The sequence below is a fragment of the Achromobacter marplatensis genome (genome assembly GCF_002209535.1).
GTDB lineage: Bacteria > Pseudomonadota > Gammaproteobacteria > Burkholderiales > Burkholderiaceae_B > Achromobacter > Achromobacter marplatensis.
Window position 1 is genome coordinate 459,870 of the sequence record NZ_NJIG01000005.1, and the last position, 26,554, is coordinate 486,423.

At 63.6% G+C, this 26,554-nt stretch carries 25 protein-coding genes; 11 read left to right on the top strand and 14 right to left on the bottom strand.

Features of this window, described 5'->3' with window-relative positions; translation table 11 throughout:
• The first annotated feature begins 94 nt into the window (after positions 1-94).
• The gene (locus CEY09_RS15090) at positions 95-1,078 is read left to right on the top strand and encodes a Bug family tripartite tricarboxylate transporter substrate binding protein (RefSeq protein WP_088589232.1); all 984 of its coding nucleotides are present in this window, start codon (positions 95-97) and stop codon (positions 1,076-1,078) included.
• A gap of 24 nt (positions 1,079-1,102) precedes the next feature.
• Positions 1,103-2,698 (top strand): gamma-glutamyltransferase, encoded by a 1,596-nt coding sequence (ggt, locus tag CEY09_RS15095; protein ID WP_088589233.1) that lies wholly within the window; start codon positions 1,103-1,105, stop codon positions 2,696-2,698.
• A gap of 13 nt (positions 2,699-2,711) precedes the next feature.
• On the opposite strand, the gene CEY09_RS15100 is transcribed toward ggt, so the two are convergent.
• A complete protein-coding gene (locus CEY09_RS15100; protein WP_088589289.1) occupies positions 2,712-3,413 on the bottom strand; it encodes a response regulator in 702 nt (233 codons plus the stop codon).
• Positions 3,414-3,544: 131 nt separating this feature from the next.
• On the opposite strand from CEY09_RS15100, the gene CEY09_RS15105 reads away from it, so the two are divergent.
• Positions 3,545-3,961, top strand: coding sequence for an Hpt domain-containing protein (locus CEY09_RS15105; RefSeq protein ID WP_088589234.1), 417 nt, complete (start codon positions 3,545-3,547; stop codon positions 3,959-3,961).
• Here the strand turns inward: CEY09_RS15105 and CEY09_RS15110 are convergent.
• Positions 3,958-4,893 carry a dihydrodipicolinate synthase family protein gene (locus CEY09_RS15110; protein ID WP_088589235.1) on the bottom strand — a complete coding sequence of 312 codons (936 nt, stop codon included), beginning with the start codon at positions 4,891-4,893 and terminating at the stop codon, positions 3,958-3,960. The two genes, CEY09_RS15105 and CEY09_RS15110, sit on opposite strands and share 4 nt — an antisense overlap.
• A gap of 31 nt (positions 4,894-4,924) precedes the next feature.
• Entirely contained in the window at positions 4,925-5,710 is a 786-nt protein-coding gene (locus CEY09_RS15115) for an SDR family oxidoreductase (RefSeq protein WP_088589236.1), read from the bottom strand.
• A gap of 225 nt (positions 5,711-5,935) precedes the next feature.
• On the opposite strand from CEY09_RS15115, the gene CEY09_RS15120 reads away from it, so the two are divergent.
• Complete coding sequence (locus tag CEY09_RS15120) at positions 5,936-6,844, top strand: LysR substrate-binding domain-containing protein (RefSeq protein ID WP_088589237.1); 909 nt, start codon at positions 5,936-5,938, stop codon at positions 6,842-6,844.
• A gap of 9 nt (positions 6,845-6,853) precedes the next feature.
• Here CEY09_RS15120 and paoC read toward each other — a convergent pair whose 3' ends face one another.
• Genes paoC through paoA form a run of 3 tightly spaced genes read right to left on the bottom strand, consistent with a single transcriptional unit; the run spans position 6,854 to position 10,648 of the window.
• The gene (paoC, locus tag CEY09_RS15125) at positions 6,854-9,055 is read right to left on the bottom strand and encodes an aldehyde oxidoreductase molybdenum-binding subunit PaoC (RefSeq protein WP_088589238.1); all 2,202 of its coding nucleotides are present in this window, start codon (positions 9,053-9,055) and stop codon (positions 6,854-6,856) included.
• Positions 9,056-9,059: 4 nt separating this feature from the next.
• Entirely contained in the window at positions 9,060-10,010 is a 951-nt protein-coding gene (locus CEY09_RS15130; protein WP_088589239.1) for an FAD binding domain-containing protein, read from the bottom strand.
• Complete coding sequence (gene paoA, locus CEY09_RS15135; RefSeq protein ID WP_088589240.1) at positions 10,007-10,648, bottom strand: aldehyde dehydrogenase iron-sulfur subunit PaoA; 642 nt, start codon at positions 10,646-10,648, stop codon at positions 10,007-10,009. The genes CEY09_RS15130 and paoA overlap by 4 nt, the downstream gene beginning before the upstream one ends.
• Before the next feature lie 259 nt (positions 10,649-10,907).
• Here paoA and CEY09_RS15140 point away from each other — a divergent pair, with 259 nt between their 5' ends.
• Together CEY09_RS15140 and CEY09_RS15145 are read left to right on the top strand one after the other, a co-directional pair.
• Entirely contained in the window at positions 10,908-11,864 is a 957-nt protein-coding gene (locus tag CEY09_RS15140) for a glycosyltransferase family 9 protein (protein WP_088589241.1), read from the top strand.
• The gene (locus CEY09_RS15145) at positions 11,839-12,957 is read left to right on the top strand and encodes a glycosyltransferase family 4 protein (RefSeq protein WP_088589242.1); all 1,119 of its coding nucleotides are present in this window, start codon (positions 11,839-11,841) and stop codon (positions 12,955-12,957) included. The genes CEY09_RS15140 and CEY09_RS15145 overlap by 26 nt, the downstream gene beginning before the upstream one ends.
• An 847-nt stretch (positions 12,958-13,804) precedes the next feature.
• Here the strand turns inward: CEY09_RS15145 and CEY09_RS15155 are convergent.
• The gene (locus CEY09_RS15155) at positions 13,805-14,302 is read right to left on the bottom strand and encodes a low affinity iron permease family protein (RefSeq protein ID WP_088589290.1); all 498 of its coding nucleotides are present in this window, start codon (positions 14,300-14,302) and stop codon (positions 13,805-13,807) included.
• 156 nt (positions 14,303-14,458) lie between these two features.
• Here CEY09_RS15155 and CEY09_RS15160 point away from each other — a divergent pair, with 156 nt between their 5' ends.
• From CEY09_RS15160 to CEY09_RS15175, 4 genes are all read left to right on the top strand, one after another.
• A complete protein-coding gene (locus CEY09_RS15160) occupies positions 14,459-14,695 on the top strand; it encodes a CrpP-related protein (protein WP_006221985.1) in 237 nt (78 codons plus the stop codon).
• A gap of 88 nt (positions 14,696-14,783) precedes the next feature.
• Positions 14,784-15,062 carry a hypothetical protein gene (locus tag CEY09_RS15165; RefSeq protein ID WP_088589243.1) on the top strand — a complete coding sequence of 93 codons (279 nt, stop codon included), beginning with the start codon at positions 14,784-14,786 and terminating at the stop codon, positions 15,060-15,062.
• A 120-nt stretch (positions 15,063-15,182) separates the two neighbouring features.
• Complete coding sequence (locus tag CEY09_RS15170) at positions 15,183-15,428, top strand: hypothetical protein (protein ID WP_088589244.1); 246 nt, start codon at positions 15,183-15,185, stop codon at positions 15,426-15,428.
• Positions 15,429-15,492: 64 nt separating this feature from the next.
• Positions 15,493-15,732 carry a hypothetical protein gene (locus CEY09_RS15175; RefSeq protein WP_088589245.1) on the top strand — a complete coding sequence of 80 codons (240 nt, stop codon included), beginning with the start codon at positions 15,493-15,495 and terminating at the stop codon, positions 15,730-15,732.
• A 123-nt stretch (positions 15,733-15,855) separates the two neighbouring features.
• Here the strand turns inward: CEY09_RS15175 and CEY09_RS15180 are convergent, their stop codons facing one another.
• From CEY09_RS15180 to CEY09_RS32750, 7 genes are all read right to left on the bottom strand, one after another.
• Entirely contained in the window at positions 15,856-16,059 is a 204-nt protein-coding gene (locus tag CEY09_RS15180) for a cold-shock protein (RefSeq protein WP_174544694.1), read from the bottom strand.
• Positions 16,060-16,226: 167 nt separating this feature from the next.
• Entirely contained in the window at positions 16,227-17,759 is a 1,533-nt protein-coding gene (locus tag CEY09_RS15185) for a M81 family metallopeptidase (protein ID WP_088589246.1), read from the bottom strand.
• Positions 17,760-17,866: 107 nt separating this feature from the next.
• Complete coding sequence (locus CEY09_RS15190; protein ID WP_088589247.1) at positions 17,867-19,528, bottom strand: dipeptide ABC transporter ATP-binding protein; 1,662 nt, start codon at positions 19,526-19,528, stop codon at positions 17,867-17,869.
• Between the two features lie 25 nt (positions 19,529-19,553).
• Positions 19,554-20,456 carry an ABC transporter permease gene (locus CEY09_RS15195; RefSeq protein ID WP_377785533.1) on the bottom strand — a complete coding sequence of 301 codons (903 nt, stop codon included), beginning with the start codon at positions 20,454-20,456 and terminating at the stop codon, positions 19,554-19,556.
• A 13-nt stretch (positions 20,457-20,469) separates the two neighbouring features.
• Positions 20,470-21,411, bottom strand: a complete 942-nt coding sequence (locus tag CEY09_RS15200) for an ABC transporter permease (RefSeq protein WP_088589249.1) — start codon at positions 21,409-21,411, stop codon at positions 20,470-20,472.
• Between the two features lie 7 nt (positions 21,412-21,418).
• Positions 21,419-23,017, bottom strand: coding sequence for an ABC transporter substrate-binding protein (locus CEY09_RS15205; protein ID WP_088589250.1), 1,599 nt, complete (start codon positions 23,015-23,017; stop codon positions 21,419-21,421).
• Positions 23,018-23,053: 36 nt separating this feature from the next.
• The gene (locus CEY09_RS32750) at positions 23,054-25,561 is read right to left on the bottom strand and encodes a nitrilase-related carbon-nitrogen hydrolase (protein WP_208625060.1); all 2,508 of its coding nucleotides are present in this window, start codon (positions 25,559-25,561) and stop codon (positions 23,054-23,056) included.
• Here CEY09_RS32750 and CEY09_RS15215 point away from each other — a divergent pair.
• Positions 25,543-26,550, top strand: a complete 1,008-nt coding sequence (locus tag CEY09_RS15215; protein ID WP_234818306.1) for a LysR family transcriptional regulator — start codon at positions 25,543-25,545, stop codon at positions 26,548-26,550. The genes CEY09_RS32750 and CEY09_RS15215 overlap by 19 nt on opposite strands.
• The last annotated feature ends 4 nt before the right edge of the window (positions 26,551-26,554 follow it).

The following is a 26,554-nucleotide window of genomic DNA, read 5'->3' on the forward strand; positions in this document are numbered from 1 at the left end:
CCTGGCCGGGCGCTGTCGTGCGCCCTACGCGCTGGAACGGGCATCAGACCCGCCCGGCGGCACTCGTTTTCCATAACGCGATCAAGGGGAATCCATGAAATTTCGTCTCATCCGGACGCTGGCCGGCGCCGCCGCCGTGGCCTTCGCGGCCCAGGCCGGCGCGCAGACAGCCGCCGCCACCGATTGGCCGCAACATCCGGTACGCATCGTCGTGCCCTTCCAGGCCGGATCCGCGACCGACCTGATTTCGCGCCAGCTGGGCGCCGCGCTGGCCACCGAACTTGGACAGCCCTTCGTCGTGGAAGCCCGTCCGGGCGCCGCGGCCGCGATCGGCAGCGCCTCGGTAGCGCGCTCGGCGCCGGACGGCTACACGCTGCTGATGGGTGGTCCCGCCGCCGTCGTTACCAACCGCTTCCTGCAGAAACGCCTGGCCTATGACCCGGACGCCTTCGCGCTGGTGTCCATGGTGGCCTACACGCCGAACATCCTGTTGGCCAATCCGCAGCAGCCCTTCAAGACGCTGCCTGAGATGGTCGCGTACGCCCGCGCCAACCCGGGCAAGCTGACGTATGCCTCGTTCGGCACCGGCACCACCTCGCACATGGCGGGCGAAATGCTGAAGTCCATCGCCGGCATCGATATCCTGCACGTGCCGTACAAGGGCGCGGGCGAAGCCATTCCGGCCCTGCTGTCCGGCCAGGTGTCGATGTACTTCGACACCATCATGACCGGCCTGCCCCAGGTCAAGAGCGGTTCGTTGCTGGCCCTGGGCATGTCGAATTCGCAGCGCTCGTCGCTGGCCCCGGACATTCCCACCATCGCGGAACAAGGCTATGCCGGCTACGACATCGCCCCGTGGTACGGGCTGGTCGCGCCTGAAGGCACGCCCGCGCCGATCCTCGACAAACTGAACCGCGCCGTGAACAAGGTGCTGGCCGACCCCGCGTTGCGCGGTAAGCTCGCCGAAGCCGGCGCCGAACCGCGCGGCGGCAGCCGCGAGGAGTTCGCCGCCTTCATCAAGGCCGAAATCCCGCGCACCAAGCAGTTGATCGACCAAGCCGGCATCACCCCGCAGTAATCCTTTCTACGAGTTCCAGCATCCATGTCCTCCCCCTTCGATTGGTCTTTTCCGTACGCTTCCCGAAAAATGCCGGTCCTGGCCGCCAATGCGGTCGCGACCAGCCAGCCGCTGGCCGCGCAGGCGGGACTACGCATGCTGCTGGCCGGTGGCAATGCCGTTGACAGCGCCATTGCCACCGCGATCGCCCTGACCGTCGTCGAACCCGTCATGAACGGAATCGGCGGCGACATGTTCGCGCTGGTCTGGCATGACGGCCGCCTGCATGGCTTGAACTCCAGCGGTTGTGCGCCGGCCGCATGGACGCCCGAATACTTCAACGGCCGCGACGCCATGCCCGGCACTGGCTGGGGCACCGTCACCGTGCCCGGCCAGGTAGCGGGCTGGAAGGCTTTGTCCGAGCGCTTCGGCAAGCTGCCGTTCGCCAAGCTGTTCGAACCCGCCATCGCCTACGCCGAAGAGGGTTTTGCCGTATCGCCCACCATTGCGCGCCAATGGGCCACTCAAGCGCCCAAGCTGGCGCACGAGCCCGGTTTTGCCGACGCCTTCCTGCCGCAAGGCCGCGCGCCGCAAGCCGGCGAATGGTGGCGCTTTCCCGCCCAGGCCAAGACCCTGCGCGAGATCGCCGAAAGCGGCGGCGACAGCTTCTATCGCGGCGAACTCGCCCGCAAGATCACGGACTTTGCCAGCCAGACGGGTGGCGCGCTAAGCGCCGCCGATCTGGCCGAGCACCGCCCCGAATGGGTCGCCCCCATCTCGCAATCGTTCCGCGACGTCGAGCTGCATGAGATTCCGCCCAACGGCCAGGGCATTTCCGCGCTGATGGCTCTCGGCATGCTTGAACAGTTCGATCTGGAAGGCATGGGCCGCGACAGCGCCGACTACTACCACGTCAGCATCGAAGCGATGAAGCTGGCGTTCGCGGACCTGCACCACCATGTGGCGGACCCGCGCCATATGCGCACAGACGCCCGCGCGCTGCTTGACCGCGCTTACCTGGCCGAGCGCGCGCGCCTGATCTCGATGGACCGCGCCAGCGTGCCCACCGCGGGCACGCCTGCCACCGGCGGCACGGTCTACCTGACCGCCGCGGATGCCAACGGCACCATGGTGTCCTTCATCCAGTCCAACTATCACGGCTTCGGCTCGGGGGTGGTCGTGCCCGGCACGGGCATCAGCCTGCACAACCGGGGCTTGAATTTCGTGCTCACGCCGGGCCACGCCAACCAGGTAGCGCCGCGCAAGAAACCCATGCACACGATCATTCCCGCGTTCGTCACGCGCGGCGGCCAGCCGCTGATGTCGTTCGGCGTGATGGGCGGATCGATGCAGGCGCAGGGCCATCTGCAGATGGTGACGCGACTGGCCGCGTTCGGCCAAAACCCGCAGGCCATGAGCGATGCGCCGCGCTTCCGCGTGGAAAAGGGCCCGGTCGTCAATGTGGAATCGCACCTGCCGGCAGACGTGGTGGAGGCGCTGCGCGCCCGCGGCCACAACGTGGCGGTGGCGCCTGTAGACAGCCTGGAGTTCGGGTCGGCCCAGTTGATCTGCCGCCTGCCGCAGGGCGGTTATATGGCGGCCTCAGACTCGCGCCGCGATGGGCAGGCAGTAGGTTTCTAAGCAGGCAGGGGTTTCACGTACTGCGCCAGGCGGTCGGGTCTGGCTCGGTAAACGCTTGAAGCCCGGCTTCGCCCTGAGAGGCTTTAGCGGCGTCGGCGCCATACAGGATCAGGTCGGCGTCGCGTTCGATACCCAGCTTTTTCATGGCGTTTCTTTTCTGCGAGCTGACCGTCTGCACGCTACGGTGGGACTGTTGCGCAATTTCGGTCACCGTCGCCCCCGCACAGAGCAACCGGACGATCTCGGCCTCGCGCCGGGTCAGCTGCAGGCTTCCTATCGTGGACGACTCATTGACGATCATTCCTTGGATCTTGGGCGAGTAGTAGGTCTTTCCCTGGTACACGGCATGGACTGCGTTGACGATGTGGCTGGTGGGATCAGACTTGCTCAATACACAAACCTTGCCGTGCCCCAGCAAGGCCCGGATCAGCGTTGGGGTATCGATCATGGTCAGCACCGCGATACGCAGATCGGGATACCGCCGCCGCAGCAAGGCAAACAAGGCGAGCCCATCGCCATACTTGCCGCCCGGCATGGTGTAGTCGGACACCACCACATCGCACGGCTGCGCGTCAAGCTGGGCGATCAGGCTAGTGGAATTCTTGGCGCATCCGATAACGTCGATTGCCGGATCCAGGCCTAGCTCGTAACTGATGCCCAGGGCCACTGCGGGGTGATCGTCGGCAACGATGACGCGAATATATCGTGATGGCATATGAAGGATGACTCGCATGGGGGGGTCGCCGTAGGGGAAATACTTTTCGGCATACAGCACATAGTGCTGTCGTATCTTCAACAAAAAAATAGGAAGAGTACGAAAGTCACTATGCGGCACAATGGCTTTGCATGAGCCAGACATCCCTTCCCCGCGACACGCCCTTCCCCACCCGACCCGCGCGCCACGCGCAACGGTTGCGTGTGCTGGTCGACTTGACCTCTGCTGATCCTGCGCGCATCCATGAGTTGGCGCACGCCTTCAGCACCGTCAACAACGAGGACATCCTGCAAGTCCGCACGTTGCAGGCGAACCGAGACTGGACCGGGCTGGGCGTACTTGCCCACCGCATCAAGGGCGCCGCCCAGATGACGGACGACACCCAGCTAAGCGCGCTTTGCGCTGCGCTGGAACTGCTATGCGCCGATCCTGCCGCAGCCGCATCGGCCCTTGATGACTATACCCAGCGCCTGGAAATCGCCCTGGAGGAATTCGGCGAGTCCTTTCGCCGAATCGCCCAGGACGCGCAAAACGCAGAAGACGCCTAGACCAGGTCTTTGGCGCGCGGATCGTGCTTGGCCAGGCGGGCCAGCAGATGGTCCACCTCGGCCTTCGCCGCGGGCGTCAGGGCGGCGCCCGGGCGGCGCTGCGCGGCGCTGGACAGGATGCCCCGACGCATCATCACGTACTTGCGCACCGCCAGCCCCACCCCCGGTTGCTGCTCGTAGCGCAGCAGCGGCAGGTGCGCATCGAACAGATCATGCGCGGCCTCGCGTTTGCCCTCGCCCACCCATTTGACGAAGTCGCACAGCATGTCGGGAAAGCAATAGCCGGTGTTGGCGCCGTCTGCGCCGCGCGCCATTTCGTAGTCCAGGAACAGACCGTTGTTGCCGCACAGGATCGAGATGTGGCGCATCGCGCCTTCGGCCTCGAAGCGGCGCAGCGCCGAGATCTTTTCCAGCCCGGGCCAGTCTTCGTGCTTGAGCATCACGCACGACGCCGGGTCCGTCACGATGCGCCGGATGACCGACGGCGCCATCTGCACCGAGAACGTCAGCGGGTAGTCCTGCAGCACGAACGGCACGTCGTCGCCAATGGCCTCGACCGCCTGGTGGTAGTAGGTGACGATCTGGTCGTCGGTGCGCAGCGTGTTCGGCGGCGCGATCATCACGCCGGCGGCTCCCAGGTCCATCACGGCGCGCGTCAGCGAGCGCATGGAGGCGAAGCCCGGCGCCGACACGCCCACCACGATGGGCATGCCACCGGCCTTGCCGATCACTTGCGAAGCGATGTCCAGCGATTCCGCGAAATCCAGCTTCGGCGCTTCGCCTAATTGGCCCAGCACCGTCAGGCCGGTCGCGCCGCAAGACTGGTAGAAGTCCATCATGCGGTCGATCGACGCGTGGTCCACCGCGCCGTCATCGAAGAACGGGGTGGGCGCGATGGGGAAGACGCCCTTGGCGTCGGCAGTCAGTTTCATTTTCAACGTCCTTGAATGTCTTGGCTTGCGATCAGATGCTGGCGATCAGGCCGCCGTCCACGCGGATCGTCGATCCGGTGATGTAGCTGGCGCGCGCGCTGGCCAGGAAGGCCACGGCGTCGCCGTATTCCTTCGGGTCCCCGTAGCGGCCCACCGGAATGCTGCCGGTGCTTTCGCGGCTGACGTCTTCCACGCTGCGCCCTTCGCGCTTGGCGCGCGCCTCGTCCAGGAACGAAATGCGGGCGGTGGCGATGCGGCCCGGCAGCACGATGTTCGACGTGATGCCGTCCTTGCCGACTTCGCGCGCCAGCGTCTTGGACCACCCCACCAGCGACATGCGCAACGCGTTCGAAATGCCCAGGTTGGGAATCGGCGCGATCACGCCGGACGAGGTGCTGGTGATGATCCTGCCCCACTGCCGTTCACGCATGCCGGGCAGCACGCGGTCGGTCAGCTTGATGACGGACAGCACCATCCCTTCGAAGTGCTCGCGCCACAGGTCCGCCGTCTGGCCCGACGAAGGCGTGGGCGGCGGACCGCCCGTGTTGTTGACCAGGATATCGACCGGGCCCACTTGGGCCTCGATCCACGCGACCTGGCTGTCGATCGCGTCCAGTGCGCGCAGGTCCCATTGCATTGGAATGGCAGTCAGCCCTTCCGACTTGATCCTGTCCGCCGTGGCGGTGGCCGCCTCCAGGTTCAGATCCGCCACCACGACACGCGCGCCTTCCTGCGCCAGCGAGGCAGCAATGGCGCCCCCCAGGCCGCCGCCTGCGCCCAGCACCAGCGCGGTCTTGTCCTTGATACCCAAATCCATCGTTACCTCCGTCATTGAACTTGCCAGGACCCGGCAGGCTTCTGCCGTCCTTTGATCTTATTTTCAGTCAGGAAACGGGAGTGTGAAAATGGAAAATACTCAGGCAGATCATTCATTTTTTGAATGATCTACCCCTATCGGCCTCTGCCCAGGCTTTCCGGACAAACATCGGAAGCAGCAGGTGAGCACGGTATAGTGAACCTCTTCCGATCATGCCTCTCCAGAATGAACCCGCGCCGCCTCACCCCGTCCATGTCGCTGCTGCTGGCATTCGAAGCCAGTGCCCGCCATCTCAGCTTCACCCGCGCCGCGACCGAGCTGGCGCTGACGCAAAGCGCCGTCAGCCGGCAAGTGCAGGCCCTTGAGGATCTGCTGGAAGTCGCGCTGTTCCGACGCGAGAAGCGGCGCATTCTGCTGACCGAAGCCGGCATGCGGTATCAGAAGGAACTGGAAGCTGCCCTGCAACGCATCCGCAGCGCGTCGCTGCAGGCGATCTCACACCGGACCGGACGCGGCGCCTTCCATCTGGCTGCGCTGCCCACCTTTACCGCGAAATGGCTGATGCCGAGGTTGAACCGCTTCTATGCGCGGCACCCCGGCATCCTGGTCCACCTGCATTCGCGGGTCACGCGCTTCGACCTGGACCTGGCCGGCATCGACGCCGTGATCGCCGTGGGCGACGGCGACTGGCCCGGGTTGGCGTCTTACCGCTTGATGGATGAACACGTCATCCCGGTAATCAGCCCCGAACTGGCCGCCAGCCACCCGATCCGCCAGCCGGCAGATCTGGCCCAGCACAGCCTGCTTCAGGTGGCGGCCCGCCCCGCGGTGTGGCAACGCTGGTTCGAAGCGCACGGCTTGCCGGTGCGCACCATGCGCTGGGGCGCGCAGTTCGAATTGACCACCCACTTGATCCAGGCGGTGGCCTCGGGTATCGGCATCGGGCTGCTGCCGACGTTCCTGGTGGAAGACGAGTTGCAGCAAGGCGTGCTGGCGCCCGCCATCGACGAAGCCTTCAGCACGGGCGCGGGTTATTTTTTCCTGGCGCCGCCGGACAAGCTTGCGACCCCGCCCGTCGCTGCATTCAGGGACTGGTTGCTGGAGGAAAGCGGCCAGGCGCGTTCCTCCCCTTAGACGATGGGATCACGCCGGTTCCGGCAATCCTGCCAGCAATTTGTCCAAGGTGATCGGGTAGTCACGCACCCGCACGCCCGTGGCGTTGTAGATCGCATTGGCGATCGCCGCGCCCACACCGCACAGGCCCAATTCGCCCACGCCCTTGGCTTTCATGGGCGAGGACATCGGGTCGGTTTCATCCAGGAAGATCACTTCCTGCAAGGGAATGTCGGCATGCACCGGCACCTCGTAGCTGGCCAGGTCGTGATTGACGAAGAAGCCGGCCCGTTGGTCGATGGCGAGTTCTTCCATCAGCGCCGAGCCGATGCCCATCGTCATCGCGCCGATCACCTGGCTGCGGGCTGTTTTGGGGTTGAGGATGCGGCCCGACGCGCAGACAGCCAACATGCGGCGGATACGGGTTTCGCCCGTGGCGGCGTCCACCCCCACTTCGACGAAGTGCGCGCCAAAGGTGGATTGCTGGTAGGTCTTGTCCAGGTCGCCGAATTCAAGCACGTCCTCGGCGACCAGCTCTCCGTCCGAAGCCGCTTGCCGTAACAGCGCCGTCCGGCCGCTGGCTTCCGTCACGGAGCCATCCGCGAACACCGCCCCTTCGGCAGCGAAGCCCAGCTTCGCGAGAACGGCGTCGCGCAGCTTCTGGCAGGCCGCGTACACGCCGGCCGTCGAGCTGTTCGCCCCCCATTGCCCGCCGGATCCGGCAGACACGGGAAACGTCGAATCGCCCAGGCGCACAATGACTTTCGCCAGCGGCACGCCCAGCATCTCGGCTGCGGTCTGGGCGATGATGGTATAGCTGCCCGTGCCGATGTCGGTCATATCGGTTTCCACGATGACCTGCCCTGCCGCGTCCAGCCGCACGCGCGCGGCCGAGTCCGTTACCAGGTTGTTGCGGAAGGCCGCCGCCACGCCCATCCCCACGAGCCAGCGGCCGTCCCGGCGTGAACCCGGGCGCGCGTTGCGTTCCTGCCAGCCGAATTTCTTGGCGCCCATACGCAGGCACTCGACAAGGCGCCGTTGCGAAAACCGGCGTTCGGGCTCCGAAGGGTCTACCTGCGTGTCGTTGCGCACCCGGAATTCAACGGGATCCAGGCCAAGCGCTTCGGCCATCTCGTCCATGGCGATTTCCAGCGCCATCAGTCCTGGCGCCTCACCCGGCGCGCGCATCGCATTACCTTCCGGCAAATCCAGCTCCACCAGGTTCAACGCGGTCAGCCGGTTGGCGCCGGCATACAGCAGGCGCGTCTGCTGGACCGCTTCTTCAGGCTTGCCGTCAGGCAGATCGCCCGACCAACTTTCATGCGCAATCGCGGTGATCTTGCCGTCCTCTGTCGTTCCGATGCGGATACGCTGAATGGTGGCAGGCCGATGCGTCGTGTTGTTGGCAATCAGCGGGCGCGCCAACGCCACCTTGACCGGACGCCGCGCGGCGCGCGCCCCCAACGCCGCCAGCAGCGCGTCGGCGCGCACGAACAGCTTGCCGCCGAATCCGCCGCCGATGTAAGGGGAGATCAGCCGCACCTTGTCCTTCGGCACGCCCAGCGTCTTGGCCACGTCACCGCGTCCCCAGTCGATCATCTGGTTTGAGGTCCACAGCGTCAACGCGTCGCCCTCCCACGCGGCGGTGGAGGCATGCGGCTCCATCATCGCGTGCGTGTGGTCGGGCGTTCGGTAGGTGTGGTCGATGTGGACTGCCGCCCCCGCGTAGGCGCCTTCAAAATCGCCCACCACGTCCGGCTTGGCCAGTTTGCCGGCCTTCTCGGCGGCGTCTTTTTCCGCGGCCAGGTCGAAGGCGCCCGGCGCGCGCTCGTACTGCACCCGGATCAGCCGGCTTGCCGCCCGCGCCTGCTCCAGCGTTTCCGCCACGACCAGCGCGATGGCCTGGTGATAGTGCTGGATGTCGGGACCGCCCAACAGCGTGGCGGTATTCATTTTTCCCTTGCCCAGCTTGCCTGCGTTTTGCGCGGTGACCACCGCCAGCACACCCGGCGCGCGACGCGCCGCCTCGATGTCCATGGCGGCGATCCGACCCTTGGCGATGGCGGCGCCCAGCACGTAGCCGACGGCCGCGTCGCGCACCGCGTCATGGCGCTCGTAGGCGTAGGCGGCCTTGCCCGTCGTCTTCAAGGGGCCGTCGACGCGGTCGACGCCCTGGCCAACGACCTTCAGCTGGTCGATGGGGTTTTGGGTGGCAGGAGTATCGAATTTCATCGCGTCAGGCCCTCGCTTGCGCCAGCACTGCACTCAGGGTTCGCGTCGCCAGCGTCAGCTTGAAGGCGTTATCGGCAGTAGGCGTCGCCCCGGCCAGCAGCCGGCCGGCCACTGACGCTGCCCCGCGAGGCAATTCCGCCTCGGCGGCTTCTACCCGCCATGGCTGCGGCGCCACGCCGCCCAGCGCGATCCGGCCGCTGCCGTCCGGCTGCAGCACCGCCCCCACGGACACCAGCGCGAAGGCAAACGACGCGCGGTCTCGCACTTTCCGATAGAGGTGGACGCCGCCGATGGGCTTAGGCAATGTGACTGCCGTGATGAGCTCGCCGGCATTCAAGGCGTTGTCGATGTGCGGCGAGTTTCCCGGCGGCCGGTAGAAGTCCGCAATCGGAATCACCCGCTGGGCGCCGTCAGGCTTTACGGTCTCGATCTGGGCATCCAACACGCGCATCGCCACCGCCATGTCGCTGGGATGCGTGGCGATACAGGCCTCGCTGGCGCCGATCACGGCCAGTTGGCGGGTCACGCCGCCAATGGCGGAACATCCGCTGCCCGGCGCCCGCTTGTTGCAGGGCATGTTCGTATCGTAGAAATACGGGCAGCGCGTACGCTGCAGCAGATTGCCGGCGGTCGTGGCGCGGTTCCGGATCTGTCCGGAGGCGCCGGCCAGGATGGCGCGCGCCAGCACGCCGTAATCCCGCCGGATCCGCGCATCCGCGGCCAGGTCCGTGTTGCGCACCAGGCTGCCGATCCGCAAGCCGCCCTCCGCGGTCTCGGCAATGTGGTCCAAGTCCAATCCGTTCACATCGATCAGATGCGTGGGGGTTTCCACTTCCAGCTTCATCAGGTCAAGCAGGTTCGTCCCGCCGGCGATGAAACGCGCGCCGCGCACCCGGGCAGCGCTGGCGGCCGCCTCGGCCGGCGTGCGGGCGCGTTCATAGGTGAAGGGCCTCATGCTTTGTCCCCCGCTACCTCGACGATCGCGTCGACGATGTTCGAATAGGCGCCGCATCGGCAGATATTGCCGCTCATGCGCTCACGGATCTCTTCCACGCTGAGTAGCGGACGTTCCGTCAGGCTGGCGCTGACATGGCTGGGAATGCCTTGGGCCACTTCTTCCAGCATGGCGGACGCGGAGCAGATTTGCCCGGGCGTACAGTAGCCGCACTGGTAACCGTCGTGTTTGATGAAAGCGGCCTGCAGCGGATGCAGCGCGGTGGGCGTTCCCAGGCCTTCGATAGTCGTTATTTCGGCCCCGTCGTGCATCACGGCAAGCGTTAAACAGGAATTGACGCGGCGGCCGTCCAGCAACACCGTACAGGCGCCGCACTGCCCGTGGTCGCAGCCCTTTTTCGTGCCGGTCAGTTGTAGATTTTCCCGCAGCGCATCCAGCAACGTCGTGCGCATGTCCAGCGACAGTTCGCGCGCGGTCCCGTTGACACGCAGCGTCACGGTCTCCGCCATCGGCTGCATGTCCCCGTGGGCGGCTTGTTGCGCGCACGCGACCGACGGCGCAGCCATGGCCGTCGCCGAGACCGCGCCCGCCTTCAGCAAGCTACGCCGGGTAATCTTGATTGATAGCGAGTTTTCCAAGGCAGCCCCTTCTTTAATCCGCGACGCGGGCCGTGCCGCGATCCGGCGGGACTGCCAGCAAGCCGCATTCCCGAAGGGCGCGCGCCCCCGCTCGCCTCGCATGCCGGTTCGCCGGCTGGCGCTGAATTGTGTAGTTGTTTAAAGCGCCCCCGCCTCGTTCTTCACACTCCTTAAAGGGATCCGGGAAAATTGCCGTCCGTCTCCCGATACATTGCCCGCCAGCGGTCGCCCGGCCGCAGCGTAAGCAAGGGAGGCCCACGTGTCGGAAATCGTTGTGTATGTCAGAAGCCAGCCGCAACTGGGCGACCAGATCGTCGCCCTGCCGACCCTGTATCAGCTGAAGACGTGGTGGTCATCGAAACGGATCAAGGTGGTTGCCCGGGACGATGTGGGCAGTTTCTACCGGGCGCTGCCCTGGGTCGATGAGTTCGTGCGCGCGACGACGTTCGGCGATTACCTGCGCAGCCTGAAAAAAGAGACCCGGATTTGCGTCAGCCTGCACCACAGCAGCGAACGCTTCGGCCTGATCAATCTGCTGCGGCTGCCGGCGATCCGGCTTGGGTTTCGCAACGCACGCATCAGCGACCTGATCTGGACGCACTGCCACCGCAAGGACACCGCCGAATACATCGGCCTGGCCAATCTGCGCTTGCTGGCCTCGTACCGCCCCTTCGACCTTGAACGCGCGGCGCGCGAGTGCTTCCAGTCTCTGGCGCGCCCGCACCTGCGCGCCGCCCCGCGTGCCGACGTGGTGATGATTCCGGGCGGTGGCGCCGGCGCGTTCAAGCGATGGAGCCTGGCGAACTATGTTCGGCTGGCTGACCGGCTCAAACAGTTGCTGGGCAACGGCACCCGGTTCCTCTACGTACTGGGCCGACAAGAGGCGGCGGAACGGGATGCGCTGGAGGCGATGCGGCGGCCCGACTTTGCCATCGCCTATTGCCGGCCAATACCGGAGCTTAGTGCGGTCATGCTGCAGGCGCGCCTGGTGGTGGCCAATGATTGCGGCCCCTCGCATATCGCGCAGGGCGCCTGCGTGCCGTACGTCGGAATTTTCAACGAACCGAATCCCGAATGGTTCTGGCAGCGGCCCCGCTCAGCCGCGGTCGTTCCGCGCCGCCTCGAGGACGGTATCGACACCATTACGCCCGACGACGTGCTGGGCGCCTGCCGCAAGGTACTGGAGCATCATGCGCATATTGCATACGCTGGCTGAACATGGCTTGGGCGGACTGGAATTCCGCACTTTGGAGCAAGCAAGCTGGCTGCAACGCCACGGTTACGAAGTGGCCATCGCCTCGCCCGCAGGCAGCGCCGTCAGCCGGGAGGCCCGCGCGCGCGCCTTGACGACGGTGGACATCGACTTCAAGCCTGCGTATTCGCCGTCGACCGTCCTGGCGCTGCGGCGCGCCATAAAGGCGCTACGGATCCAGGTCATCGACAGCCACAGCCGCGCCGACGGCAAGACCGCTGCGCTCTGCCGCGACCTGTGCGCGGTCGTCCGGACCCGCCATTTCGCCAAAGCCATGCGCACCTCGCCCCGCCGTCGACTGGAATGGAAGATCGGCTGCGACCACGTCATCGCGACCAGCGACGTCGGTAAACAGGAACTGCTGGCGGCCCGGCTGGTTCCCGAAGACCGGATCAGCGTCGTGGGCGAGTGGGCCGGCGACGACTTCTTTCGGCCAGCCGGCGCGCCCGACGCGCGCTTGCGCATCCGGCGCAATCTGGAGTTGGCCGCCCCCGAGGACGCTTACGTGATCGCGACCGTGGGAATGCTGCGGCGGGAAAAGGGCCAGGCCGATCTGCTGCGCGTGGTGCAACGGCTTCGCAGCCAGGGGGTGCCCGCCGCGGCTCTGGTCGTGGGCATGCCTACCCCCAGCACCAAGCCCTATGCGTACGAACTGTATCGCCTGGCAGTGGATCTGGGCATTACGGAACATGTGGTGTTCGCCGGGCACCGCACGGATGTGCCCGACATGATCCGGGCGGCCGACGTGGTGCTGGTGCCGTCGGCGACGGAAGCCTGGTCGCGCATCGTGCCCGAATCATTCGCGATAGGCCGGCCCGTCGTGGCCAGCGACGTGGGCGGCCTGCCGGAGATCGTCACCCCCGGTCGGACAGGCTGGCTGGCCGCACCCGGTGACGTCGCGGGCTATGCCGATTGCATTATGCAGATCAGAAACGACCCGCGGCAGGCGCAAGCCATCGTGGCCAACGCCAGAGCATTCGCGGAAACGAATTTCCGCTTGGGCGGAAAGATGTTCAGCACGCTGCAGGCATACCGGCGGGCGACGGCAGCGGCCTAGTTCAGGCAGGGATCAGCCACGCACTCCGGTGACGAGCCGGATTTGCCCAACGCCTTTTTCCTGGGCGTTCCGGCAGCCGGACACTGGGGGCTGACGCCATTGCAGAAAAACGTCTTTTCTCATCAACACGATTATTTTTGCCTGGACCGGCGGCGTCACGCAGATTATCTCTTCCATTATTTTTTGCGATGGCCAGACCGCAAGTAAAGAAGCCACAGACACGACCACAGCCCAGTTCAGCATCCTGGATTCGCATTTCTACACGGAGCGCGAAGTGTAGAGAGAGATGCGATTCGCCGTCGCTAGTAAACGCAAATAAAGCAGACAGAAAGTATCTAACTCGTTAACTATATTTCGATTTATTCCGCAATATAGTTTTCCGGGTAATTTCGGCAATGACAATGAACGCGAGGTCGGCGCGTGCGTTCAGCCGATTACCCCCGGATTACGCGTGCGATCCGCATGCAGGCATTTCACTCATTTGGCAAATGCGCGCCGCAACCGCTCCAGTTCGGCAGTATTCAGGCGTTTGGCTTCCTGCTCGGCATAGTTACGTTCTCCCGCATCGTACGATCCCTCGTAAATGCACCGGCTGCGAAGAAACTTGCAGTTGTCGCTGACTACCCGTTCCGACGCTGCACTTGAACCGGTGCCAGGACTGGAGCTGGATGACCCCGGAAGGATCGAAGAACACCCGGCAACGAGTGCGACGAGCACGAGCGCGACACTGCATCGGCTCAACGTATGAATGGACATCTTACTGGCCCTGGATAGCTGCTATAGCCATCTTTATAGCAAGCCCCGGTCCGCAGAGGGGTTCCAAAGGGTAGCGGAAAGCGTTGTTCAGCTATCCGGCGCGCAAAGCCTTGCGGCGTACCCGCAAGCTGCCGCGCACCGTACGGCGGCGTTTACCCGGAACCCGTTCCTCGCGCCCCTTGCGCCGGTGCGACCGCGCGGCAAGCCGGGCGCGCGCCGTGCAGGCCGCCGCCAGCGCCAACAGCTTGTCTTCATCCAGCTGTTCGGCATCGACGAGTCCTTCATCCGCCCCTTTCAGGGCGATCAGCAACTCGTCCAGTTTCAGGTGCAATGCCTGCCCGTCCTTGTTCTGGCTCTGCTGGATCAAAAAGACCATCAGGAACGTAACGATCGTGGTGCCGGTGTTGATCACCAGCTGCCAGGTTTCGGAATAACCGAAAGCGGGGCCGCACGCCGCCCAGATCAACACGGCGATCAATGCGGACCCAAAAGCGATAGGAGAGCCGGCCCACTTGTTGACCTGTGCGGCGAAGTGGTCGAAAAACCGTGAGACGGCATTCATTTTTTTACCCTGCTTTTCTTTTGGCATGCCCATCCCCCTTCAGCGAATGACTGACGCTGAGCAAGTTCCGTACCGAAAGCCCCTGCGGCCATACTAGGCCGCCTAGCACCCCCACACTATTGCGGTGAAGGAATCGGCGGCGCGATACTGATTGCCCATTCATCCACTTTTGGAGTTGCGGCAATGCACGATGACATCCGAAAGCTGGGCGCCCAAGCCGCCCGTGATGGTTTGACCTTGTGGGATTGTCCCTACTATCAGGCAGCGGTCATGCCTGGGCATACCGGTGAATCGATCGTTGAATGGCGCGAAAAGGTCGAGGCCTGGGAAGCCGGCTGGATGGCCGAAACAAAATCCTGGAAACCGCCCGATGGGGTCATCCGGTATGTGCCGCGCGCAACCGAACGACGCCGCCACTAAACCGTGGCAAGGGAGAACCGGGCGCGGGCAACGCCGACATGGCATGCCTCTTGCTGACGCGGGGATCCTTTGAAAACTGGGGATCCCCATGAAAGCCGATGCAAATGCCGAATCCGCCACCCATGACCGCGCTCCTCAATCGCTGGCGCGGCAACTACGGGACATTGATGCGCAGCGTCCCGATTTCCCAGGCGAACACCTGATCGTGTTCGGCCTCGGCGCATGGCTGCTGATGGCAGGGATGCGCCGAGGCACCCTTCTCACCCGTCTGGCCATGACCACCGTGGGCAGCGCCCTGATCGGCAGGGCAGCCAGCGGTACCGGCGGCATCGCACGCGTGGCGCGCGTGCTCAAGAAACTCCCCTGACAAAGCCAACGTTGCGTAACGCCGTCCGTTCCTCGTGTTCGGCACGGCGTTTGCTGTGAGTGTCATCGTGGCGGACCTCCCCCACGACATGCCCCTTCCCGGTAGCCCAAGGAGCAACACATGAACACCTTACCTGCGAGCGATACACCTCCACGGCCGGATAACGACGGCGCACAGCCCGAGCAACACCCGGCAGAAATTCCGCCTTCCAAGCCAAAGCAGGATGCCCCCGGAGAGCACAAAGGCGGTAAAGAAGCACCGTGGCCGCCCGACAGTATCCCGAATCCCATGCCGGGCGTGGATCCGCAGCAGACCCCGGGAATCGACCGGCTGGGTGCGTATGGTCCGTCGGCGGGGTGGCAATGAGGCGCCAATCGCCGGTCTGCCCAGCGGCGCGGGACGATGATTTCGGCAAGGTCCGGCACACGACATGGACCTGACGTGGGATCTTCTTCAATGGCCGGCGATGGCCACGTCCCTGGCCGCCGCCTGGCTCGTAGCATCGCGCGGACAAGGCAAACGCAATGCGGGCTTTTGGGTCTTCTTGCTGAGCAACGTGCTGTGGATCGCCTGGGGGCTGCACGATGATGCCATTGCCCTCATCGCATTGCAGTTGGGGTTGGCGGCGATGAATATCCGTGGGGTGATGAAGAACAAATCCGACGCCTGACCGCAACGGATGGCGCCTGCTTGCCGCCCGCCCCCAAAATCAAAGGGCCGGATCCAATGTTTCAAAGGATCCGGCCCCACAACTGCTACCGACCTGCCCGCCTTGCGGCAAGCAGTTCAGCTCTTAAATCGGTTTGATCATCGTCGCCTGAGGACCTTTCTGTCCTTGGCCGGCGACGAACGACACGCGCTGGTTCTCTTCCAGCGACTTGTGCCCATCACCCTGGATTTCAGAGTAATGCGCGAAGAGGTCTTTACCACCCAGTTCCGGCGAAATAAAGCCGTAGCCCTTGTCGTTGTTGAACCACTTCACGATGCCAGTTTCTATCTTCAATGTATGTCCTAGATGTACAGGGAAAAAATATTCCCGGGGTCACTATGGGTGATTAGCCACCACAAAGATATCGCTGTTTCGAAATGACACATCTGCCGCCTTCTTCAGCGCGACGGGGCGGCGACACGCGCGCAAGCACGACGCCGCCCGTTTCCGGGACCTCAAGCCGATTCCCACTCGCGCGCTCCCGCCCTGAACTGCGCGAAGGTGGGGCCGCCGGGATGCATGCGCAAGCTGTCGCGCAAATTGGTCCAGGGCAAATCCAAAGGATTCATCGGCATCGGTCCCGGGGCAGCGCAAATGAGGATGTCTGCCGCAATGGGCGTGAAATCCGCCCGGAAATGCGTCGTGCTCTTGAGCACCAGGATGTTCTGCTGGGTGGGGTCGATGCCCACGTAGCGGAACATGGCCTGGTCCGCCATCTGCGCTTTATGCGACGCCACGACCACGCGCACTTCGCCAATACGCAAGCAGGCGCTCGGCCCCAGCTCCATGCGAAAGCCGGAGTAGAAGGGGCCGGTTGCGACAAACTTCCCATCGGACAGCCGCTCCACCACGAAATCCGCCTCGAAAGGCGCATCCCCTGGAATCCGCGAGTGGCCGCCCAGCGCGATGCGCACCGTCGCCCCCTCCCCCGCCTGGTGAGCCAGCAAGGCCGCCTGGGGATCCACCATCAGTCCCAATGCGCTGCCCGGCACGTTGTGACGCACGAGTGCGCGCAGAATGGCCGTGGTGTCGGAGTCTCCGCCTGCGCCGGGATTATCCTGCGCGTCGGCAATGACGACCGGTTTATTGGCGCTGGCAGCCAGCTTCGCCGCATGCACCACCGCTTCTTCCGGTGAATACAGCTTGCCCGCAAACGCGGCTTCGGCCGCCTCGACATCGGCTGTCAGCGCATCTGCCGCAGCATCCGCCGCTGACTGCGTGTCGGCATAGGCCCACACGAGCGCGCCACAGTCCGGAAAGTCCGCGGCGGGAAAGCCCATGCAAAACGACATGCTGGACACACCGGCCGCGGCCTCCAGCGTTTCAAGACGCTCGTATAGTCCTTTGGCCGGCATGGCCATCGTGCTTTGCCAGCAGGTCGGCAACAGATACGAGATGCGGCGGGCGGCGACGCAGGGACGCGGCATGCCGTCAAACCGCTTTTGCATGAAGGCAAAGGCGCGGGCGCCCGTGTCAGCCATATCAACGTGGGGATACGTGCGATAGGCGATCAGGGCATCGGCCTCTTTCAACATGCGCTCGGTCACGTTGGCATGCAGGTCCAGGCTGGCGACCAGCGGCACCTCCGGCCCGATCAGCTCGCGCACGCGGCGCAGCACTTCCCCTTCCCCGTCGTCGTAATGCTCGGCCACCATTGCCCCGTGAAGATCAAGATAGACCCCGTCCGCAGGCAGCGCCGCAGCGATGTCTGCAAGCAGGATCGCCACAATGCGCTCGAAGGCATCGCGCGTGACGTGCGCTGAAGGGCTGGCGGCGCACCACAACGTGGGGATCAAGGTGTGCTGGTGTCCACGCGCCGCATCTGCAAAGCCCGCCGCGGGAATATTGGCGCCCTGGATAGCCGGGAAGACGGCTTCGCCGCGCGCCATGCCCGGCCAGCCTCCGCCCAGCATGAAGGCGTCCCAATCTGCCTTGCTTGGTGCAAACGTATTCGTTTCGTGCTGAAAGCCGCCAACAATGATGCGCATCTTGCGCTCCTCTGAAAATGGAAAAACGGTTAGACCACCGACATGTCTGGACGAGGGACCAAGCCTCGATCCGGCTGGCCCTGTGAACTGAATTCTTGGCCAGCGCTTCATGCCGCGCGCAAGGCGCGGAAATTGCGGAAATCCCAATCCCGCCCGGGTGCCGCCTCGATCAGTTCGCGCGTGTAGGCCTGCTGTGGGGCCGTCAACACACGGGCGGCAGGGCCGGACTCCACGACACATCCCTTCTGCATGACAACGATGCTGTCGCAGATCTGGGCCGCCACCCGCAAATCGTGCGTAATGAAGAGGATCGCCACGCCCGTCCGGACCCGGATCTCCTCCAGCAGTTTGAGAACCTGGTCCTGCACCGACACGTCCAGGGCGGAAACCGCCTCATCGGCCACCAGCAGATCCGGCTCCATCACGACGGCGCGCGCAATGCACACGCGTTGACGTTGACCGCCCGAGAACTGGTGGGGATAGCGCTGCATGACGTCGCGCCCAAGACCCACCAGTTCGAGCGCCTGCGCGGCTTTCTCGCGGGCTTCGGCGTTTGCGACGCCAAAGTTGACCAAGCCCTCAATCAGCGAATCGCCCACCTGACGCCGCGGATTCAACGAACGATAGGGATCCTGGAAAATCATCTGTACACGGGTCCGCCGCAGCCGCATCTGGGCACTCGATACCTGCACGATGTCCTCGTCCTTGAGGAAAATGGCGCCCGCGCTCGGCTCGATCAACCTGACGACACAGCGTGCGACAGTCGACTTGCCTGATCCCGATTCGCCCACCACCCCGGCAATTTCACCGCGCCTTACCGTCAGGGCCACGTCTTTGGCTGCCGCGACCACACGCGCTGCGCCAAAAAAAGGCTTCTCTTTGTAGGTCTTGCCCAGTCCGATGATCTCCAGCACTTTCTCCCCGCTGGGCAAGGACCGCTGCTGCGGTACAAGACTGGGCACGGATGACACCAGCATGCGCGTATACGCTTGCGACGGCCGGGCAAGGATCTGATCGCGCGTGCCGGTCTCAACGACGCTGCCTCGATTCATGACCACAATGCGATCGGCAATCTCGGCCACCACCCCGAAATCGTGCGTGATGAACACCACGGCCGTGCGCTGCCGCTCCTGAAGCTCCCGGATCAGTGTCAGGATCTGCTCTTGCGTCGTCACGTCCAGCGCGGTGGTCGGCTCATCCGCGATCAACACCTGCGGCTTCAGGATCAAGGCCATCGCAATCACAATGCGCTGGCGCTGCCCGCCCGACAATTGATGCGGGTAGGCGTTGTAGACCCGCTCGATGTCCGGCAAATGCACCGACTCCAGCATCGCCAATACCTGTTTGCGTCGCTCGGACGCACCCAGGCGGCTGTGCAAGCGCAACACCTCATCAATCTGCCTGCCCACCTTCTGCACGGGATTCAACGCCGTCATGGGCTCTTGAAACACCATGGCGATCCGGGAAGCGCGCAGGGCGCGCAGTCGGTCAGGCGTCGCCTGCAGCACATCATCATTGCCCAGCAGGATACTGCCGGCCGTCGCGGTCAACACGCCCTTGGGCAGCAGTCCCATGGCGGCCAATGAGGTCACGGATTTCCCCGACCCGGATTCGCCCACCACGCACAGGGTTTCGCCGGGATAGACCTCGAACGATATGTTCTCGATCACCGGCCGACGGGCGGCGCCATGGCCGGCTTGCACGGTGAGCGCCGAGATCTTCAGCGCAGGCGCCTGGCCCGTCTCACGATTAGCGGATGTTGTTTTCATAACGTCGTGAATCCTGGGTAAGCCATCAGAAGCGGCGCGAGAATCGCGGATCGAGCGCGTCGCGCAGCGCGTCGCCAAGAATATTCACGCTCAGCACCGTCAACGACAACAAGAGCCCGGGATACAGGATCAGGCCAGGCAGCATCTGGAAGTACACGCGCCCCTCGGCCATCACATTGCCCCAGGACGGCGTTTCCGGCGGAATTCCCGCCCCCAGAAAGCTCAGTACCGACTCCGTCAGAATCGCCGCGGCGAAGATATAGGTGCCTTGCACGATGAGCGGCGCGTAGGTATTGGGCAGCATGTGCCGCAGCACCAGCACCGGTACCCGGGTACCCAGCGACACCGCCGCTTCAACATAGGGCTCGTTGCGGACGGACAGGATGACGCTGCGCACCATACGCGCCACCCGGGGAATCTCCGGAATGGAAATCGCCACCAGCACCGTGAACAGACTGGCCCCTGACAAGGACACCAGCGCAATCGCCAGCAAGATGCCGGGAATGGCCATCACCCCATCCAGAAAGCGCATGATGACGGTGTCGGCAGCCTTGAAGTATCCGGCCAGGATCCCCAGGACCAGGCCGACCAGCAAGCTGGCCACCACCGCGCCCAACCCCACCGCCAACGACACGCGCGCGCCAAAAAGCGTACGCGAGTACACATCGCGGCCATACGCATCGGTGCCCAACCAGTGCTCGGCGGACATCGGCTTGAGGCGGATGGCCGGATCCATCAGCGTGGGATCCACGGTCCCCAACCACGGGGCAAAGATCGTACCGACCAGCAACAAGCTCAATAAGGCGATAGCCAGCATGGCCGGCCAGGCCGACATGGTGGTCTTGAGTTGCCCCAGGATCGAAGACGAGGCGGCGGCCTCGACGACAGGCGCGCCAGGCGCCGGCAAAGATGAAGTCGTAGCAGACATGGCGTGCGCACCTTCAGTAACGAATGCGCGGATCAAGAACGGTGTACGAAAGATCGATCACCAGATTGATTCCGACATAGACCAATGAGAAAAGCAGGATCATGGCTTGGATGACGGGATAATCCCGCGCCAAGACGGCGTCCACGACCAATCGCCCCAGGCCTGGAATGTTGAACACGGTTTCCGTCACCACCACGCCGCCGATGAGCATCGCAATACTCACCCCGATGATCGTCACGATGGGAACGGCGGCATTGCCCAGCGCATGACGCAGCAACACGCCGCTTTCGCGCAGCCCCTTGGCGCGCGCCGTGCGGATGAAGTCTTCCTGCATGACTTCAATCACGCTGCTGCGCACAATGCGTGCGATCAGGGCGACATACACCGTGCTCAGGGCCAGGGTCGGCAGGATCAAGCGCTGCGCGAACTGCCACACCCCTTCGGACATCGGCTGATAGCCCTGCACGGGAAACCAGCCCAGCTGCATTGAAAAGATCAGGATCAACACGTAGCCAATGATGAAGACCGGCACGGAAAATCCGACGACGGAGCCTGCCATGATGGCGCGATCCACCAATTTCCCCTGCCGCCATGCCGCCACGATGCCCAGTGGAATCGCGACCAGCACCGTGAAGACGATGGTCGACAGCGACAGCGCGATGGACGGCCCGATGCGGTCGGCGATCAGACTGGACACCGGCGCATCGGAAATCAACGAGGTGCCCAGATCTCCCTGTGCCAGCCGGCCCACCCAAATCGAAAACTGATCCGGGATGGACTTATCCAGCCCCATGTTCTTGCGTATTTCGTCTATCTGAGCCGAGGTGGCCCCGTCGCCCGCAATGATTGCGGCGGGGTCCCCGGGCGTCAGACGCAACATGGCAAAGACAATGATGGCGACCACCACCAATACCGGAATGACGGAAAACAGGCGCTTCAAAAGAAATCCAGGCATGGCCGACTCACTTACCGGCTTTTTGAAGGTCCCAGAACACGGGAACCGGAGCCACCACCACACCTGTTATTTGCTTGCCCGTGGCAGACAGGTTTGAAAACTGCCCCAGGGGCACGATGACGCCTTCATCGATCACCAGTTCCTGGATCTCGTCGGCCAGGCGCTTGAGCACGGCTGGGTCATTCGTGCGCGCAAACTGTGCGCGGCGCTTTTCGATCTCGGGCACGTCCGGCCAGCCGAACCAGGCGTCCTTGCCATTCGCCGCCACGCCCATGAAGGCAAGCGGGTCCCGAATATCCGGAATCACCGTATACGTGCCGAAGATATTCCATCCCCCCTTGGCAGCCGGTTCGTGAGACGCGCGACGATTGAGCACCGTCTGCCAGTCCATGGACTGCAGATCCACCTTGAAGCCGGCCTTGCGCAGCGATTGCGCCACCACCTGCAGGATGGGCGCCGAACCCGGATTATCCGAAGGCATCAATATCACGACCGGCGTGCCGTCGTACTTGGCCTCTTTCAACAACGCCGCGGCCTTTACCGGGTCGCCCTTCACCAGTTTTTCGGCGCCGATATTGCTTTCATAGGGGCCGCCGCAGCCGAATACGGCGGCGCAGGTCTGGAAGTACTTGGGATTGCCGATCTGCGCCTGCAGCACCTCTTTCTGGTCGACCGCCAGTACCGCGGCTTGCCGAATCAGCTTGTTGTCGAACGGCGGCTGCTCGAAATTGAAGCGGATCTCGGATTGCCCGCCTTGCGAGGTCAGGACGTGCACGTTGATGTCTTTATTGCCCTCCAGCATCGGCAACAGATCGAAGGGCGCTTTTTCGAGGAAATCAATTTCCTTGTTGATCAGCGCATTCACCGCCGTCATCTGATCCGGCATGGTCACCCATTTGACCTTGTCCACCTTGACGACCTTGCCCCCCGCCAGGCCGCTTGCAGGCTCCTTGCGCGGCACATAGTCCGTGTTCTTCACATAGACCACCTGCACGCCCGGCTTGTATTCCTCGGTCACAAAGCGGAAGGGGCCCGAGCCGATAGTCTCCTTGATCGCTTGGGACGGCGGCGTATTGGCGACGCGCTCGGGCATCATGAAGGCAGGGATGGCGCTGGGCTTGGCCAAGGCGCGCACTGCCAGATCCGTGGCCTCGGAAAAGCGCATGACAAAAGTCCTGTCATCGACCGCTTCCATGCCGGACATCATCGAGGCCATCATCTGGCCCATCTTGTCCTGCGACGCCCAACGCTTGATCGACGCAATGCAGTCAGCCGACGTCACCGGCTTGCCGTCATGCCACTTCAGCCCTTCTCGCAAGATGAAGGTGTAGGTCTTGCCATCATCGGAGGCTTTCCAGGACTCCAGCATTTGCGGCTGGATCTTGTTGTCGCCATCCAGGGAGAACAGGGTGTCGTACACCATGTAGCCATGGTTCCGGACGATATAGCCGGTGGTGATCACCGGGTCCAATGAACGCAAGGCGGCATGCATCACCGCCGTCACCGTCTGCGCCTGAACGGGCGCCAATGCGGTGGTGCCGAATACCGCGCTGGCGGTCAGCGCCAGGCGTACCGCCCGCCATGCCATCGATTGCTTTTGTGCCATGTTTTTTTCCCCTTGGTCTAAAAGAATGAAAGCTGCTTAGAAGTAAGTGCGAATGGCTCCCACCACGTCGTACCGCTCGTCCACCATCAGAATGGCCTCCCACTTGTCGAACGTCAGGCACGGGTGGGAAATGCCGAAACACACCATGTCGCCCACGCGCAAGGGCGAATCGACGGGAACGCTCATGTGGCAGTGCTGATCATCCAGGCCAGTTGCGACGTGACCGGGCGACAAGGAGGAAGGCGCCGCGCCGGCTGCGGGTACGGTATCCGTGCCCGGCCTGAACCACCCCATCACGGGGGGCATATGGTCGGGCGAAATATCGCGCTTTCCGAGATTGACGATGACCTTTCCCGACTCCGGCCGGGACTGCACATAGCCCCAGACTTCCAACGCCGGCCGCAAGCCATGCCCCAGGCTGGCAACATCCGGACTGCGATCCTTCAATCGAGCGAAGGCCTCTTTGTAGAGATGCGAATCGTGCGTCAGGTAGCAGCCGCTGCGTGTCAACACCATGTGCTCGCGCGACAAATGCAGCGGGGAAAAGTGCCGTGTCACCAGGTCGTAGAATGACGAGCCGCCGGCACTCAGCAGAATCGGGCCGTCGGCAAACACCTGCTGGGCTTCACACGTCTGCACGGTCGCGATCATGCGGGCAAGGAAGGCGGCGATCTGCGTTTCCACATCCCGGTCGGGCAAGGGCTTGATCAAGCCCTCGAATCCTTCCACCCCACGCAGGGCCAGATAAGGGGACGCCTCCTTCAACGCGGCAATCACCGCTTGCACGCATGCATCGTCCCGGCACCCGGTACGGCCGCCGGCATATCCCACTTCAAGCAACACCTGCAAGGGCCTGCCGATATCGGCCTCGCGGGCGGCCTGTGCCAGGGCTTTCACATGCGCCGCGTCGTCCACCAGACAATAGAAATCGAAGCTCGGATCGTCGCGCAATGCCTGCAGGATGTACGCGACAGACTGTTTGCCGACGAGCTGGTTCGCCAACACAATCCGCTTCGCGCCGAACTGGCGTGCGACCTGGACCTGATGGCAGGTCGCCAACGTGATGCCCCAGGCGCCATCCCGGCGTTGCAGATCAAACAGCTGAGGGCTCATCGTGGTCTTGCCGTGGGGCGCAAAAATCGAGCCACGCTCTTCCAGGAAGCGGCGCATCCAGTCGCTGTTGTGATGCAAGGCGTCTTGCCTGATCACGGCCAGCGGCAGCGGCAAATCTTCGCGCAACACGTTCCATCCCTGCTTGGCAATGTCCTCGAGGGGCACCGCCCCGATCAGGCCCGGCATCCCTTTCACGCAGGCATCAAGGGGGGCATGCGCGCGCGTGGCCACGCTCTTGTTCAAGGCCGGACCCACGCCCTTGCGCTCGACAATCAAGCCGTAGTGCTGCGGCTCGCGATGGCGCGCGAAATCAAAGAATGTCTTGCGGTACACCTTGCTCATGTCCAGATCGCAGCGCGCGGTCACGAGTTCGTCTTCGAGCGTCGTCGCCATTGCCACGATTTCGCCGGAAGGCGCGATGATGGCGCTCTGCCCGATCATCAGGGACCCTTCCTCGCGGCCGCACTTGGCCGTGCCCACGACCCAGGTGCTGTTCTGATATGCCCCTGCCTGCATGGCCAGGTGGTTATGGAAATTGGACAAGCCATCCACCGCGCCGTCGCCGGTGTGGTCATTGGGCGTGTTGTAGCCCAGCACGACAAGCTCCGCGCCTTGCAGGGCCATCACCCGATAGGTTTCGGGCCAGCGCCGGTCATTGCACAAGCACATGCCCACCACGCCGCCAAAGGCGTCCCATACGGGAAAACCCAGATTGCCCGGTTCGAAATAGCGCTTCTCCAGATGCTGGGAGTCGCGGCCGGGCTGCGGCTCCACATGCCCGGGCAAATGGATCTTGCGGTACTTGCCAATGATTTTCCCGTCCGCACCGACCAGAATGGACGTGTTGTAGTGGTGCGTCGTGCCGTCTTCGACGGCCAGCTCCGCATACCCGATGTAGAAGCCAATGCCTAAGGCGCGCGCCTCATCGAACAACGGTTGCGTCTGCGCATTCGGCATTTCCGCCTCGTACCAGGCGTCCAGCTCGGGGCCGCGTTCAATCAGCCAGCGCGGAAAGAAGGTGGTCAGTGCCAGCTCGGGAAAAACCACGAGTTCGCAGCCGCGGGCACTGGCTTGCCGAAGCAATGCGATCAGCCGCTTGACCACCGCTTCCCTGCCCTCTCCCTTGGCAATCGGGCCAAGCTGCGCCGCGCCGATCGTGATGTGCCGTGCCATCTTCGTCTCCGTGAAGTCGACCTGCATGTGGTCGCTGATGGCTGCATAGTCACCTTGATCAGAAGACGATACAAACGACTTATACTGGCCCAGCCCATTAGCGGCACTAATCTCAGGCCAGACAGTCGCCGGGATCGGGCAACGCACAATTTGCTGCACCGCGATGACGTTTTTTTCGCACCGTCTCATGCCAATCCTGCACCACGCTGGGGAATGGCACCCAACTAACGAAGCAGATGATGAAGACGCGTTTCTCACCCTCTCTATTGACTTGGTTGCGCTGCTTCGAGGCCGTTGCGCGCTGCGGCAGCTTTACCCGTGCGGCGCAAGAACTTCACATCACCCAGGGTGCTGTCAGCCAGCAAATCAAGCAGCTTGAAGGTTGGCTTGAAGTGCCCGTGCTCCAGCGACTACCCCGGGAAGTCCTGCTTACCGCGGAAGGCGAACGATTGCATTGCGTGGTCAGCGATGCCTTTCGCTGCATGGATACGGTCATCGGTGAAATCCGCCAGGAACGCATGACCGCACCGATGGAAATGATTTGCGCGCCCTCGTTCGCCATGCGCTGGCTGATGCCCCGCATGGGAGACTTTTTTCGATGCCATCCTGACATACCCCTACGCGTGCAGGCCGAAGTGCAGCCCTTGGACGACAAGCACCCTCCTGGCAAACACATCGACGCCATGATTTGCTTCACGCCCGCGCAGACGGCTCCCGCCAAGGGCGTGGCAATGCTTGATGAATGGATCTTCCCCGTCGCCAGTCCGGAATTCCTGGCAGCGCACCCCGAAATCCTGACCCCTCAGGACCTGCGGCCGAACTTCCTGCTGCATGACGACTCTGCATGGGCGGGAGCACCCGCCCTGATCGAATGGCGCACCTGGCTGGAACATGCCGGCGTGGAGTTGCCGGACCTGCACCTGGGCCAACGCTTTAACTTGTCGCAATTGGCGGTGGGCTCGGCCATGACCGGGCAAGGCATCGCGATGGGACGCGCCGCGATCGTTTTCGAAGACGTGCTGGCAGGCCGTTTGATCGATGTGTTCGGCATCTTCGCGCCGTCACCCGCTTCCTACTTCTTCGCGACCGCGCACCAGCCGTCCGAACAGATCGCCGCGCTGCAGGGGTGGATGCTTGCCGAAGCCGATGAATTCCGCCATCAACGCGATCAGCATTTCGCGCAGCATGCCGCGGTTACCCGCCAGACCCCGTCCATGCGATTGCAGATACTGAACAACCGCAGTTGAGGGG